The following is a 13,868-nucleotide window of genomic DNA, read 5'->3' on the forward strand; positions in this document are numbered from 1 at the left end:
CCCATCCGTCACTCATAGCCCAGAACATGAAATTTCCCGGTAAACGTAAATCTAAACACTACTTTCCCGTTAACGCCCGCGATCCGCTGCTCCAGCAAATTCAGCCGGAAAATGAAACCAATGCCGCCTGGGTGGTGGGCATCGATCAGACGCTGGTGGATATTGAAGCTAAAGTGGACGATGCGTTTGTCGCGCGTTACGGCCTGAGTGCCGGGCACTCTCTGGTTATTGAAGACGATGTGGCGGAAGCGCTCTATCAGGAGCTGGTGCGGGATAACCTCATCACCCATCAGTTTGCCGGTGGCACCATCGGCAACACCATGCACAACTACTCCGTACTGGCGGACGATCGCTCCGTTCTGCTGGGCGTGATGTGCAGCAATATCGAAATTGGCAGCTACGCCTACCGCTACCTTTGCAATACTTCCAGCCGTACCGATCTCAACTATCTGCAGGGTGTGGACGGGGCGATTGGCCGCTGCTTCACGCTGATCGGGGAATCCGGCGAACGTACCTTCGCCATCAGCCCGGGGCACATGAACAAGCTGCGCGCCGAGAGCATCCCGGAAGCGGTGATTGCGGGTGCATCAGCGCTGGTGCTGACCTCCTATCTGGTGCGCTGCAAGCCGGGCGAGCCGATGCCGGATGCGACCATGAAGGCGGTGGAGTATGCGAAGAAATACAATGTGCCGGTCGTCCTGACCCTGGGAACCAAATTCGTTATCGCCGATAACCCCGAGTGGTGGCAGGCGTTCCTGAAAGAACACGTCTCGATTCTGGCAATGAATGAAGAAGAGGCCGAAGCCCTGACCGGGGAGAGCGATCCGCTGCTGGCCTCTGACAAGGCGCTGGACTGGGTCGATCTGGTGCTCTGCACCGCCGGGCCGGTAGGCTTGTATATGGCCGGTTTCACCGAAGAAGAGGCGAAACGCAAAACCCAGCATCCGCTGCTGCCGGGGGCCATCGCCGAGTTCAACCAGTTTGAATTCAGCCGTGCGATGCGCCATAAAGACTGCGTGAATCCGCTGCGTATCTTCTCCCATATCGCTCCGTATATGGGCGGCCCGGAGAAGATCATGAACACCAACGGGGCAGGCGACGGCGCGCTGGCTGCGCTGCTGCACGATATCACCGCCAACGCTTTCCACCGCACCAACGTGCCGAACTCCAGCAAACACAAGTTTAACTGGCTGACCTACTCGTCGCTGGCGCAGGTGTGTAAGTATGCGAACCGCGTAAGCTATCAGGTGCTGAACCAGCACTCACCGCGCTTAACGCGCGGCCTGCCGGAGCGGGAAGATAGCCTGGAAGAGTCGTACTGGGACAGGTAAAAGAAAACCCCCACCCTAACCCTCTCCCCACAGGGGAGAGGGAACGTGAACCCCCTCTCCCCGTGTGAGAGGGCCAGAGTGAGAGCATCAGGCCGCACAAGTTTTATCCCGTCACCGTCGCTTCAAGCGGCGGCTTCTCCAGCAGCGACAGCATGGTATTGGCAATCTCGCGCTCGCCCATTACCACCTGGTTCGCGCCGCGTTCCATAATGTATTCCACTTCGTCGTCGTAATGCGCCCGGGCGATAATCTCCAGCTGCGGACATTTTTCACGGGCAGATACCACAATCTCACCGGCCTCGTAACCGTTAGGGATGGTCAGCAGCAGCCAGCGGGCGCAGTCCAGATGCGCCAGATTCATGATCTCTTCGTTCGCCGCATTCCCCAGCACCGCACGGATCCCGCGCTCGCGTAGCTCGTCCACGCGGGTGCGGGACGTTTCTATCACCACCAGCGGAATGCCCTGGGCCATCAGCTTCTCACCCAGCAGGCTGCCGACGCGGCCAAAGCCGACCAGCAGGGCGTGGTTGCAGATATCCACCGGGATCTGCTTCTCCTCTTCGATAGCCTCTTCCAGCGTCTGCTCTTCGAGGGTTTCGGTTTTATCGAGGTATTTCTCCAGCAGGGCGAACAGCACCGGGTTCAGCATGATGGAGAGGATCGCCCCCGCCAGCACCAGGTTTTGCCCGGCCTGCGGCAGCAGATCCAGCGCCATGCCCAGGCCTGCGAGGATAAAGGCAAATTCACCGATCTGCGCGAGGCTGGCGGCGATGGTCAGCGCGGTGCGCGGCGAGTGACCAAACATGCGCACCAGGAAGAAAGCCGCTACCGACTTACCAAAGATAATGATCGCCAGGGTGCCAAGCACCGCCAGCGGCTGCTCAATCAGAATCATCGGGTTGAACAGCATCCCTACGGAGACGAAGAACAGCACCGCAAAGGCGTCGCGCAGGGGCAGGGTATCGTGAGCGGCACGGTGGCTCAGCTCCGATTCGTTCAGCACCATTCCGGCAAAGAAGGCGCCCAGCGCGAAGGAGACATCAAACAGCTCCACGGCACCGAAGGCAATGCCCAGCGCCAGCGCCAGTACGGCGAGAGTAAACAGCTCACGCGAGCCGGTCGCCGCGCTGCGGGAGAGGATCCAGGGCACCAGGCGGCGGCCAACCAGCATCATAATGGCGATAAAGGCCACCACCTTCCCGATGGTGATACTCATATCCAGCGCCAGCGAAGCCAGGCCAACGTTCTCTTTTTCGAGCATACCGGCGACCGCAGGCAGCAGCACCAGGGTTAAGACCATCACCAGATCTTCAACAATCAGCCAGCCAATGGCGATCTGCCCCCGCTGGCTGTCTATCAGCTGTCTCTCTTCAAGCGCGCGCAGCAGCACCACGGTACTGGCGGTGGAAAGACACAGACCAAACACGATGCCGGTCATCAGCGGCCAGCCCAGCATTGCTGAAAGCGCCATACCCAGCAACGTCGCCACGGCTATCTGGGCGATCGCGCCGGGAATGGCGATCGACTTTACCGCCATCAAATCCTTCAGGGAAAAATGCAAACCCACACCGAACATCAGCAGGATCACGCCAAGTTCCGCCAGCTCCGGGGCAAGTTTAGTATCAGCAACAAAACCAGGGGTAAACGGACCGGCTAACACGCCCGCCAGTAAATAGCCCACCAGGGGGGAAATACGCAGCTTGTTGGCAATCATGCCGAGGATAAAAGCGAGTACAAGACCACCAACAATGGTGGTGATAAGCGGTGTGGCGTGGTGCATTCCGTCTCCTTTCGTTGCTGTGTGACTCCATTTTTGGTCGTTAAACCAAAAAGCCGTGTAATAGTTTATGACAAAATTAATGATTATGTTTATGAATAATTCTTGAATTTTGATAAAAACAGCAATAAGGGTTAAACAGAAGCAGAACAGGACGATTTTTAAGAGGCAGTGTTAAGAAAGGCTTATGGCATCAGGAAAGGCTGCGGTCAAACCCGGAGTTTGACCGCAGATAAATCAGGCTTTATGCCGGTTATCAGGCAGGAATATAGTCAACATCCCAAGAAGAGGCAGGAAAGCGCAGATTTTATAGACCAGGAAGATACTGGTATGGTCTGCAATCAGCCCTAATACCGCTGCGCCAAGGCCGCCCATCCCGAAAGCAAAACCAAAAAACAGCCCGGAAACCATGCCGATACGCCCCGGAAGCAGCTCCTGGGCATAAACCAGAATGGCAGAAAAGGCAGAGGCAAGGATAAAGCCGATGATCACGGTTAAAACACCCGTCCACCACAGGCTTGCGTAGGGCAAAATAAGCGTGAAGGGGGCAACGCCGAGGATAGAGCCCCAAATTACATATTTACGCCCGATCTTGTCCCCCAGAGGCCCACCAATAAAGGTTCCGGCAGCAACCGCAAACAGGAAGGCGAAGAGGTGAAACTGGGCGTTCTGAACCGATAATCCGAATTTTTCCATCAGATAAAAGGTGTAATAGCTGCTGATACTCGCCATGTAGAAGTATTTGGAGAAAATCAGCATCAGCAGAATGCTGACTGCCAGAATCACCTTATTGCGCGGCAGGGGATTAATCACCGGTGCTTTTGGTTTGCCCTTATTGACCCGATGCTGGGCGGCATACCAGCGGCTGATTTGCGCCAGTACCACAATCGCCAGCAGCGCCGCCAGCACGAACCAGGCCACGTTCCCTTTGCCGTACGGAGCGATAATCACCGCCGCCAGCAGGGGGCCGAGGGAGCTACCGAAGTTGCCGCCCACCTGGAACAGCGACTGTGCCAGACCGTGACGGCCGCCGGAGGCCATGCGCGCCACGCGTGACGACTCTGGATGGAAGACCGACGAGCCGGTCCCCACCAGGGCGGCTGCCACCAGCACACCTTCAAAACTGCCCGCCATCGCCAGCAGGATCAGGCCGCTCAGGGTAAAGCACATGCCAATCGGCAGTGACCACGGCATCGGATATTTATCCGTCCAGTAACCTACCACCGGTTGCAGCAGCGACGACGCCAGCTGGAAGGTGAGGGTGATCATGCCGATCTGCACGAAGGTAAGAGAAAACTCGGACTGCAGTAACGGGTAGATCGCCAGAATAAGCGACTGGATCATATCGTTAAGCAGATGCGAAAGACTGATTGCGCCGAGAATGCCAAATGAGGTGCGGGCCTTAGCCGCCGACACCGGAGGAGTAGATTCGCTGATTGCCATAAATACCACGTCGATTGTTATTGGAAGTGCAGGGTGTAATTATTATCTGACTAACATACCTGTCCCTGACATTTGAGGAAAGTCGCAATTCTGAAAACATATTTGTCTATTCTGATGACTCATTGTAATTTTTGCGTTTGTCCGAAGATCAGGGAGTGAAGAAATGAAGTTAATGAAGCGAGGCCTCGCGCTGGCAATAATAGCCGCGTGCGGGCTGCTCAGCCTGCCAGCCCAGGCCTGGGAAAAAGATAAAACCTATAACATCACCATCCTGCATACCAACGATCATCACGGCCACTTCTGGCGCAGCGAATACGGCGAATATGGCCTTTCGGCGCAGAAAACGCTGGTGGACGGGATCCGTAAAGAGGTGGCGGCAAAAGGCGGCAGCGTGCTGCTGCTCTCCGGCGGTGACATTAATACCGGCGTGCCGGAGTCTGATTTGCAGGATGCTGAACCCGATTTTCGCGGCATGAATCTGATTGGTTACGATGCGATGGCCGTAGGTAACCATGAGTTTGATAATCCCATCGAAGTATTACGCCAGCAGGAGAAGTGGGCTAAATTCCCGTTCCTCTCCGCCAATATTTATCAAAAAAGCACCGGCGAGCGCTTATTTAAACCCTGGGCCATTTTCAAACGCCAGGATATTAAAATTGCGGTCGTGGGGCTGACCACCGATGACACGGCGAAAATCGGCAACCCGGAATATTTTACCGACATCGAATTCCGTAAACCGGCCGACGAAGCGAAGCTGGTGATCCAGGAGCTGCAGCAGAACGAAAAACCGGACGTGATTATCGCCACCACCCACATGGGGCACTACGACAACGGCGAGCACGGCTCGAACGCGGCGGGTGATGTTGAGATGGCGCGCAGCCTGCCGACGGGGTCGCTGGCGATGATTGTGGGCGGCCACTCCCAGGATCCGGTCTGCATGGCGTCGGAAAACAAAAAGCAGGTGGATTACGTGCCAGGCACGCCGTGCGCGCCGGACAAGCAGAACGGGATCTGGATTGTGCAGGCGCACGAGTGGGGCAAATACGTGGGCCGCGCCGATTTTGAATTCCGCAACGGCGAGATGAAGCTGGTGCACTACCAGCTGATCCCGGTCAACCTGAAGAAGAAGGTGACTTACGATAACGGTCAGAGCGAGCGTGTTCTCTATACGCCAGAAATTGCAGAAAACCCCCAGATGCTCTCCCTCCTGACGCCGTTCCAGAATAAGGGCAAGGCGCAGCTGGATGTGAAGATCGGCACGCTCAACGGCCGACTGGAAGGGGATCGCAGCAAGGTGCGCTTTGTGCAGACCAATATGGGGCATCTGATTCTGGCCGCGCAGATGGCGCGCACCGGAGCCGACTTTGCGGTGATGAGCGGCGGCGGGATCCGCGACTCCATCGAAGGCGGGGACATTACCTATAAAGATGTGCTGAAGGTGCAGCCGTTTGGCAACGTGCTGGTGTATGTCGATATGAGCGGCAAAGAGGTGACGGACTATCTGACCGCGGTAGCACAGATGAAGCCGGACTCCGGGGCCTACCCGCAGTTTGCCAACGTCAGCTTTGTGGCGAAGGGCGGCGTGCTCAGCGACCTGAAGATCAAGGGTGAACCGGTGGATCCAGCCAAAACCTACCGGATGGCAACCTTAAGCTTTAACGCTACCGGCGGCGATGGTTATCCGCATATCGATAATAAACCGGGCTATGTGAATACCGGCTTTATCGACGCCGAGGTGCTCAAGCAGTACATCCAGCAGAACTCTCCTCTGGATGTGAATGCCTATGAACCGAAAGGTGAAGTGAGCTGGCAGTAGTGTTGTGCGGCCTGATGCCCTCACCCCAACCCTCTCCCACCGGGAGAGGGCGCGAACACAAAAAACGGTAACGCCTGTTACCGTTTTGCTTTTACCTCGCAGCGCCACCCGGCGTTTTTTTAATCCCGGCGCGCAATATCCGCAAACTGCGCGTCCAGCATTTTCGCCAGATCGCCCGCCGCCAGTTCAATATCCAGCCCGCGCTTGCCGCCGGAGATGTAGATGGTGTCAAACCCCTGTGAAGGGGCATCTATGAGCGTTGGCAGGCGCTTCTTCTGCCCCAGCGGGCTGATCCCACCGACCAGATAACCCGTGGTGCGTTGCGCAACCATCGGGTCCGCCATATCCACTTTTTTCGCGCCCAGCGCCTTTGCGACTTTTTTCAGGTCCAGCTGGCTGGCAACCGGCGTCACCGCCACGGCGAGGTGTTTCATGTCGCCATTCACCGCGACCAGCAACGTTTTATAGACCTGGTCCGCATTCAGACCCAGTTTGCGCACCACTTCATCACCAAAATTGGTTTCAGCCGGATCGTGGTCGTAGCTGTGGATCCTGAACGCAATCTTGTTTTTTTCGAGTAATTTAACGGCGGGAGTCATAGCAATCCTTCCTGGCCTTGACAATAAATGCCTTAAGAATACGCCTCAAAAGAGGCTAAAAAATAGCACCATCTTGCGCATATAGTGTTGGCAGTGATGGTCACTTTGAGCGACAATCTTCTGAACCGGAGGTCTCCTCCGGCATAATAACAATGATGAAATTCCTCTTTGACGGGCCAATAGAAATATTGGCCACTTTTTTTATCTCAGCAACGACGGCAAATTTCCCTCGCCGTACAGATGTAACGCTCCAACCGCCACCACATACCGCCCGGCAGGCAGCGCGTGCAGCTTTTCGCACCAGGCCTGATTGCGCTCGTGCATCAGCACGTCATACAGCGATTCACTGAACGTGGCCGGCAGCGCCAGCCGGTCAACGGCAGGGGGCGAATCCAGCCACCAGCTCACCATGGTTTGCAGCAGTCGGGCATTGGTATGCCAGTGGGTGAGCGTGTCCTCCAGCAGCAGCAAACCGTCGTGGGGCATCTGGCGCAGCAGGGCAATCTGACTGGCGGCGCCTTCCAGTTCGATAACCGGCAATTGCTGCGCGCGTGCGGTATTCAGTAACTGGTAATCGATGCCGTAATCGCCCCGTAACCCCAGCCGCTGCGCCTGGGTGGCCTGCAATACCATCGCGATCTGCCAAAGCGGCTGGCTCTCAAGCATGGAGATCGATAAGCCAAGCTCGTCGGCAACCCGCTGCAGTTCAGCCAGCTGCGTGGCGCTAAGACGCTCTTCGAGCGGAGGCGGGATGGCAAGCCCGGCGAAAGGCGACTCATCCCCGGAGATATCCGCTTCGACGATCAGCGCATCGGCATGCCGCAGGCGGCTAATCAGTCCCTCGGGCAGGGGAGACATATCCCGCGTGCCCATATGGATGCTGCCGACTAAATGCAGATGCTGCCCGCCGGGAAGGGTGATATCGAGTCCAGGCCAGCGATAGCGGCGGGGGAAGAGGGCGCGAAACGATGCTTTCAGACGTTGAAACAGACCCATACGCGCTCCCTGAATGAAAAATTCATGCTAGCGCGTGGGGCAGGGCGGCGCAAGACGTCCTTGTCCTGCATCAGCCTCAGGCTTTAGGTTTAAAGCGCAACAGGCGGTTGGCGTTGCTCACCACGGTAATAGAGGAGAGGGCCATGGCGGCACCCGCCACCACCGGGTTCAGCAGCGTTCCGGTCAGCGGCCATAAGATCCCGGCGGCGATGGGAATACCGAAGGCGTTATAGATAAAGGCCCCCAGCAGATTTTGCTTCATGTTGCGCAACGTCGCTTTCGAGATGGCAAGCGCGTCGGCCACTCCGGTCAGGCTGTGGCGCATCAGGGTGATGGCCGCCGTTTCGATGGCGACATCGCTGCCGCCGCCCATGGCAATGCCCACATCCGCCTGGGCCAGCGCCGGGGCGTCGTTGATGCCGTCGCCTATCATCGCCACCTGGCGCCCCTGGCTCTGCAGTTTGATAATCGCATCCGCTTTGCCATCCGGCAGCACGCCCGCGATCACCTCATCAATTCCCGCCTCACGGGCGATAGCCTGGGCGGTGGTGGCGTTATCGCCGGTGAGCATCACCAGACGATAGCCTTCCCGGTGCAGGCGTTGCAGCGCGGCCACGCTGTCCGCGCGCAGCGGATCGCGAACGGCAAACAGCGCAGCGGCCTGCCCGTCGACCGCCAGTAGCACCGGAGTTGCCCCCTGTGAAGCCCAGGTTTGCAGCTGCTCGTCCAGCGCACGGGTATCAACGCCGTTTTCCGCCAGCAGCGCCTGGTTACCCAGCAGCAGGGTTCGGTTGTCCACCTCACCGCTGACGCCAAGCCCACGCAGGGTACGGAAGTTATTCACCTGCGGTAATGTGCTGCCCGCTTTCTCCAGTATCGCCCGGGCCAGCGGGTGGCTGGAGCCCTGCTCCAGTGCGCCCGCCAGGCTCAGGGCATCGGCTTCGCTCATCCCGGCCAGGGTATGGACGGCAACCACCTGCGGTTTACCCTCGGTCAGCGTCCCGGTTTTATCGAACACCAGGGTGTCTAAGGTACTGGCGCGCTGCAGGGCATCGGCATCACGTACCAGCACGCCCGATTCTGCGGCCCGCCCGACACCGGAGATAATCGACATCGGCGTGGCCAGGCCCAGGGCACAAGGGCAGGCGATTATCAGCACCGTGGTGGCGATCACCAGGGTGTAAACAATCTGCGGCGCGGGGCCGAAGAAGTACCAGATGGCGGCGCTGAAGAGGGCGATACCCACCACCACCGGCACAAAGATGGCAGAGATTTTATCGGCCAGCTTGCCGATCTCCGGTTTGCTGCTCTGGGCCTGGCGCACCATGCGGATAATGCGCGACAGCGTGGTGTGGCTGCCGACAGCACTGGCGCGGAACAGCACGCTGCCATCCTGCACGACGGTACCGGCGTGAACGCTCTCGCCGTCGCTTTTCTGCTGCGGCACCGGCTCGCCGGTGAGCATTGCCTCGTCAAACCAGGCTTCGCCCTGGGTGATCTCCCCGTCCACCGGCACGCGATCCCCGGTGGTCAGACGCAGGATCATGCCTTCCTGAACGTCCGCCAGCGGCACGCTCTGTTCGCCGTTTTCGGTCACGACCCGGGCGGTGGGCGGCGTTAGGTCGAGTAATCTTTCCAGCGCTTTCGACGAGCGCTGACGGGCCCGGGCTTCCAGCATATGGCCCAGGTTAATCAGGCCGATAATCATCGCGCTGGCTTCGTAATAGAGGTGGCGCGCTTCCATCGGGAACCACTGCGGCCAGAGGTTGACGCTCATGGAGTAGAGCCAGGCCGCGCCGGTACCCAGCGCCACCAGCGTGTCCATGGTGGCGGTGCGGTTTTTCAGGCTTTTCCACGCGCTGGTGTAAAAATGGCCGCCCGCGAAGATCATCACCCCAAGGGTGAGAACGCCTGTCGCCAGCCACAGCGTGCGGTTGTCGTCGGTGACCATCATGTTGTCGCCGAGCATTCCCCAGCCCATCACCGGGATGCCCACCAGCAGGGCGACAATCGCCTGCCAGCGAAAACGTTTCATGGTGGCGATGGCGGTCTCCTGCTGGCGCGCCCGGCGTTCGAGGTCATCCTCAATCGCCTCGGCGCCGTAGCCCGCTTTTTCAACCGCCTGCACTAAATCCGCGGCGGAGGCGCTGCCCATCACCAGCGCAGTGCGCTCCGCCAGATTGACCCGTGCCTGTGCCACACCCGGAACCGCCTGCAGGGCATCCTGGACGCGGGTGACGCAGCTGGCGCAGCTCATGCCATTGATCAACAGCTGCTGGCTGTCATCGCTATCGTGAGCTGCCGGAAGCTCAGAGGGGGCCGCTGTCAGTGCTTCCGACGGAGTTGTTGACGCTGTCAGCGGATCAGCCTTTGGGTGGCTTAATACCGCACCGTACCCGGCCTGTTTGATGGTGTCGATCAGGGCATCGGCGCTTGCGCTGCCGGTGACGGCCGCGTGGTCGATGGTCACGTCTGCACTCTCTACGTCCGGGCGTTGCTCCAGACTCTCTTTAACGCGTTTGACACAGTGGCCGCAAGAGAGGCCATCCAGTGTCAGATCGATGATATGAGACATAGGTATACTCCTTATAAATCTCCAGCCAGATATTGACCGGAGAGACACTTTCATCTAACTGTTATGAAGGTTAAACCTTCCATCAAGGGGAAGGTCAAGGGGGAAACGTGAATATCAGCGATGTTGCCAAAAAAACCGGCTTAACCAGCAAAGCAATTCGTTTTTACGAAGAGAAAGGGCTGGTGACGCCGCCGCTGCGCAGTGAGAACGGCTACCGGAGCTATACCCAAAAACACCTCGACGAACTGACGCTGCTGCGCCAGGCGCGGCAGGTTGGGTTCAATCTGGATGAGTGTGGCGACCTGGTGAACCTGTTCAACGATCCTGAGCGTCATAGCGCCGACGTCAAAAGCCGGACGCTGGAGAAGGTGGCCGAAATTGAACGCCATATTGTGGAGCTACAGGCGATGCGCGATCGGCTGCTGGCGCTGGCGGAGAGTTGTCCGGGCGATGACGGCGCCGACTGTCCGATCATGGATAATCTCTCCGGCTGCTGTCATCGCAAGGCGAAGGCTTAACCGCGGGCCGGGTTGAGCATAAACACCACCGTACCGCGATACCACGGGGATTTTTGCAGCTGCGCTTCGGCCTGCCGATCCCGCTGGCCGTTCTGAACCAGCCCGAGTTTGAACGGGATGCGCAGCCCGGTGAGCGCGGGCAAATAAGCCTGATAGTTGGTAACCGTGTGGCGGCCCTGATAGCTCTGGATCACCAGTTCATCTACCGCCAGCGCGTTCAGCGTGGCGACATCCCCGGTTTTTGCCCAGTCCAGCAGCCCGGTTACCCCCAGTGAAAATTCGGTCGGCAACTGCTGGCGCAATGCCTGCAAAAAGCGGGCGTAGTCCGCCAGCTGGTGGGTGGCCGCATCAAAATCAACCTGCAAACCCACCACCTGATTCCCTGCCGCCTGCCAGCGCTGCATCAGGCGGACAATTCTGGCAAGGATCTCAGGCGACACCTCAAGCGTGGTAAAGCGCACGGTCAGCCAGATTGAGGGAAAAGTGAGGCGGCTGACGGGCAGCCCGAGGCGCTGGAACACCACCCCGTTCGGGCGGGCCAGCACCTCTCCCTGATGCAGATAGACCGTTTGTGCCTCCTTCAACGCATCGCTGGCCTTTACCCCCGACCAGAGCCAGAAGGCCGTGTGCGCCTGCGCATTAACCCTCTCCTGCGCAGGCGCCTGTCCGGCCAGCAGCGCGGCTACCAGTAGTATTTGAGTTTTTGTGCCCACGGACTGCCCGGATACTGCGTTTTCAACTGCGAGAACCAGCCTTTGCGCTGGGCTTTGTCCACCCCGGCGCCGCCACATTCGTTATAGCCGGACGGGGCGTAACACATGATGGCCCGATAGAGCGCGTAGCTTTTATCTTCATGCTCGGCTTTTGGCGAGGTGATGATCTGCTGATAGTAACCCTGCCTGTCGAACTGGCCGTAAGGTTCTTCCCGGTGGATCGCCGTACCCAGCACGCCGTTGCCCGCGCTGTCTTTCCACAGATCGACATGGGTGTTGGTGGTGCGGAAGAACTCGCCCAGACAGTTCAGGGCATGGGCATCCGCGGCGTTCTGGCTGAGCACCGTGTTGTCCAGACTTCGACAGACGTAACCGGCTTCGGCGGCATTGCCGTCCCAGTCGAAGACGCTCAGGTTTACATCGTCAAATGCCTGGCCCACGACCGGCTGCGTGATGGCGCTGGCGAGCTTTCTGTCGGTTAACCAGTCGCTGAACCGGTTTTCGGTTAAATCACGCACTAACAGCGTGTGCAGGGCAATGGTGCGCTCCTCGTTGTTTGGCCCCTGGCTGGCCTGCTGGCGTAACCGCTCAGGCGAGGCCACCGCTTTCAGCACCTGTGAGCGAAGCCGCAGGTTGGTGATGGCGCTGTCCCGGGCGAAAATCGCGTCGGCGTTGCCGCTAAACACCAGCGTGGCCGCCAGTCTGGCCTGCACATACTGCTGCTGCTCGCCATCTTCGCTTAGCTTCAGCAACCTCAGCCAGAAATCACGTGCCGCCGGCCACTGCTTTTGCGCCATCAGCGCGTCGCCATACAGCACCTGTTCGCTGAAGGCGAGAATGTCATGCGCCGGGAGTTTTTCCGCTGGCTTAACGGCCTGCAAAATGGCGGCATCATTGTTAGTCGCCCGCCACAGGTTCAACTGCAGATTACGCCACAGCGCCAGCTTGCCGCTTTTTTCAAACACCGGTTTGCTGGCGTCGAGCGCCTGCTGCGTCAGCGTCGGTTTCTCTTCGCTGTTCAGGCGAAGGGCGCGAAGCATTTCGGTATAGCTCACCAGCGGCGCGTCGGGGAAGGCCTCCTGCACGGCGCTTCCAGAGAACTGCATGCCAAAGACATTATCGTATTCGATAACCAGCCCGCGCAGCGCCCGGGCGTCAGTGGCCTGCTGGAACCGCTGCTCATAAAGCCCCGCCAGCTGCGGCCAGGCCTGCAGATACCAGTTGATGCGACGCAGCATGCCGCGCGTGGAATCGGCATAGCGTCCCTCCGGCCAGCGTTGCAGATAAACCTGGGCGGCTTTCTGCGCCTGTTCGGCAGCGGGACGATTAACGCGCTGAATATCGAAATCGCCGTACTCGCCCGTGCTGAACTGGCTGCTTTTGTTCAGCGCCGTGCGCATCAGCATATATTGCGCGGTTTCTGCCAGCCATGGGCTATCGCGATTCACCAGAATAGTAAAATCGCGTTCTGCGCTGGCGTAATCCCCGGCATAGAAATGGGCTGCGCCCGTCAGATAGATTTTGTACAGCAAAGACATCGAATTGGCCGGGAGCGTCTGGAGGGCCTCGGCAATGTAGTCCCGGCCTGCGCCGGAGTAAAGCGCTATCCGCGCCTGTCCCAGCGCATGACGCTGTTCCGCCGTCAGGGCATTGTCGGCCAGCAGGGCGGAAAAAAATAGGCTCATATTGCCCGTGGTATTCGAGACGAAACGGTTCTCTTGTTCACCGGCATAGCGGGTGTCGGCTGGCTCAAGTTGCAGGGCCGCCATCTGTTGGCTGAAGAGGCTCTCTTCGCTCTGCTGCTCCGTGGGGGAGGTAACGTAATCACCCCACTCCGGGTGGTAAGCAAAATAGACGTCGCGAGAGCGGGTGATATCCGCAGGGATGGCCTGCACGGGCAGGGCGAAGGATTTTGCTTCGCTCAGCAGACGCAGCAGGTTATCCCGGGAATCATTGCCGGGGGTCAGAACCGGGTCGCCTTTCAGCAGGCAATAGTCATCGCTCCATTTACAGTCTTCCATATCAAACGAGGCGTATGCCGGTGCGGCACTCGCCAGTAATGCGCTAACGCTGAGTGCCAGCGTTGTCTTCCTGACCATC

10 protein-coding genes are annotated in these 13,868 nt (G+C 58.7%); 3 read left to right on the forward strand and 7 right to left on the reverse strand.

Going from position 1 to position 13,868, the window contains the following annotated elements:
- Positions 1–26 precede the first annotated feature (26 nt).
- On the forward strand, positions 27–1,331 hold the full coding sequence (locus NB069_RS04940; RefSeq protein WP_250588067.1) for an inosine/guanosine kinase: 1,305 nt from the start codon (positions 27–29) through the stop codon (positions 1,329–1,331).
- A 103-nt stretch (positions 1,332–1,434) separates the two neighbouring features.
- Here NB069_RS04940 and ybaL read toward each other — a convergent pair whose 3' ends face one another.
- Both ybaL and NB069_RS04950 read right to left on the reverse strand, forming a co-directional pair.
- Entirely contained in the window at positions 1,435–3,111 is a 1,677-nt protein-coding gene (ybaL, locus tag NB069_RS04945; protein WP_250588069.1) for a YbaL family putative K(+) efflux transporter, read from the reverse strand.
- A 234-nt stretch (positions 3,112–3,345) separates the two neighbouring features.
- Positions 3,346–4,551 carry an MFS transporter gene (locus tag NB069_RS04950; RefSeq protein WP_250588070.1) on the reverse strand — a complete coding sequence of 402 codons (1,206 nt, stop codon included), beginning with the start codon at positions 4,549–4,551 and terminating at the stop codon, positions 3,346–3,348.
- 163 nt (positions 4,552–4,714) lie between these two features.
- On the opposite strand from NB069_RS04950, the gene ushA reads away from it, so the two are divergent.
- Positions 4,715–6,367: a bifunctional UDP-sugar hydrolase/5'-nucleotidase UshA gene (gene ushA, locus NB069_RS04955; protein WP_250588072.1), complete on the forward strand. Its 1,653-nt coding sequence runs from the start codon at positions 4,715–4,717 to the stop codon at positions 6,365–6,367.
- A 119-nt stretch (positions 6,368–6,486) separates the two neighbouring features.
- On the opposite strand, the gene ybaK is transcribed toward ushA, so the two are convergent.
- The 3 genes from ybaK to copA form a co-directional block, all read right to left on the reverse strand.
- Positions 6,487–6,966 carry a Cys-tRNA(Pro)/Cys-tRNA(Cys) deacylase YbaK gene (ybaK, locus tag NB069_RS04960; protein WP_138369705.1) on the reverse strand — a complete coding sequence of 160 codons (480 nt, stop codon included), beginning with the start codon at positions 6,964–6,966 and terminating at the stop codon, positions 6,487–6,489.
- Between the two features lie 201 nt (positions 6,967–7,167).
- Positions 7,168–7,962, reverse strand: a complete 795-nt coding sequence (locus NB069_RS04965) for a TraB/GumN family protein (RefSeq protein WP_250588074.1) — start codon at positions 7,960–7,962, stop codon at positions 7,168–7,170.
- A gap of 76 nt (positions 7,963–8,038) precedes the next feature.
- Positions 8,039–10,537, reverse strand: a complete 2,499-nt coding sequence (gene copA, locus NB069_RS04970; RefSeq protein WP_250588075.1) for a copper-exporting P-type ATPase CopA — start codon at positions 10,535–10,537, stop codon at positions 8,039–8,041.
- A 107-nt stretch (positions 10,538–10,644) separates the two neighbouring features.
- Between copA and cueR the strand changes: the two genes are divergently transcribed.
- Positions 10,645–11,055, forward strand: a complete 411-nt coding sequence (cueR, locus tag NB069_RS04975; RefSeq protein ID WP_250588076.1) for a Cu(I)-responsive transcriptional regulator — start codon at positions 10,645–10,647, stop codon at positions 11,053–11,055.
- Here the strand turns inward: cueR and NB069_RS04980 are convergent.
- Positions 11,052–11,768: a DUF3142 domain-containing protein gene (locus tag NB069_RS04980; RefSeq protein ID WP_250588078.1), complete on the reverse strand. Its 717-nt coding sequence runs from the start codon at positions 11,766–11,768 to the stop codon at positions 11,052–11,054. The genes cueR and NB069_RS04980 overlap by 4 nt on opposite strands.
- The gene (locus NB069_RS04985) at positions 11,738–13,867 is read right to left on the reverse strand and encodes a hypothetical protein (RefSeq protein WP_250588080.1); all 2,130 of its coding nucleotides are present in this window, start codon (positions 13,865–13,867) and stop codon (positions 11,738–11,740) included. The genes NB069_RS04980 and NB069_RS04985 overlap by 31 nt, the downstream gene beginning before the upstream one ends.
- Position 13,868: the final 1 nt, after the last annotated feature.

Origin of the sequence: Leclercia adecarboxylata, from assembly GCF_023639785.1 — a bacterium.
Taxonomy (GTDB): Bacteria; Pseudomonadota; Gammaproteobacteria; order Enterobacterales; family Enterobacteriaceae; genus Enterobacter; species Enterobacter adecarboxylatus_D.

Coding starts and splice junctions, on each gene's coding strand:
- NB069_RS04940 (WP_250588067.1), top strand. CDS start 27: ATGAAATTTCCCGGTAAACGTAAATCTAAACACTACTTTCCCGTTAAC.
- NB069_RS04965 (WP_250588074.1), bottom strand. CDS start 7,962: ATGGGTCTGTTTCAACGTCTGAAAGCATCGTTTCGCGCCCTCTTCCCC.
- copA (WP_250588075.1), bottom strand. CDS start 10,537: ATGTCTCATATCATCGATCTGACACTGGATGGCCTCTCTTGCGGCCAC.
- ushA (WP_250588072.1), top strand. CDS start 4,715: ATGAAGTTAATGAAGCGAGGCCTCGCGCTGGCAATAATAGCCGCGTGC.
- NB069_RS04950 (WP_250588070.1), bottom strand. CDS start 4,551: ATGGCAATCAGCGAATCTACTCCTCCGGTGTCGGCGGCTAAGGCCCGC.
- ybaK (WP_138369705.1), bottom strand. CDS start 6,966: ATGACTCCCGCCGTTAAATTACTCGAAAAAAACAAGATTGCGTTCAGG.
- NB069_RS04985 (WP_250588080.1), bottom strand. CDS start 13,867: ATGGTCAGGAAGACAACGCTGGCACTCAGCGTTAGCGCATTACTGGCG.
- ybaL (WP_250588069.1), bottom strand. CDS start 3,111: ATGCACCACGCCACACCGCTTATCACCACCATTGTTGGTGGTCTTGTA.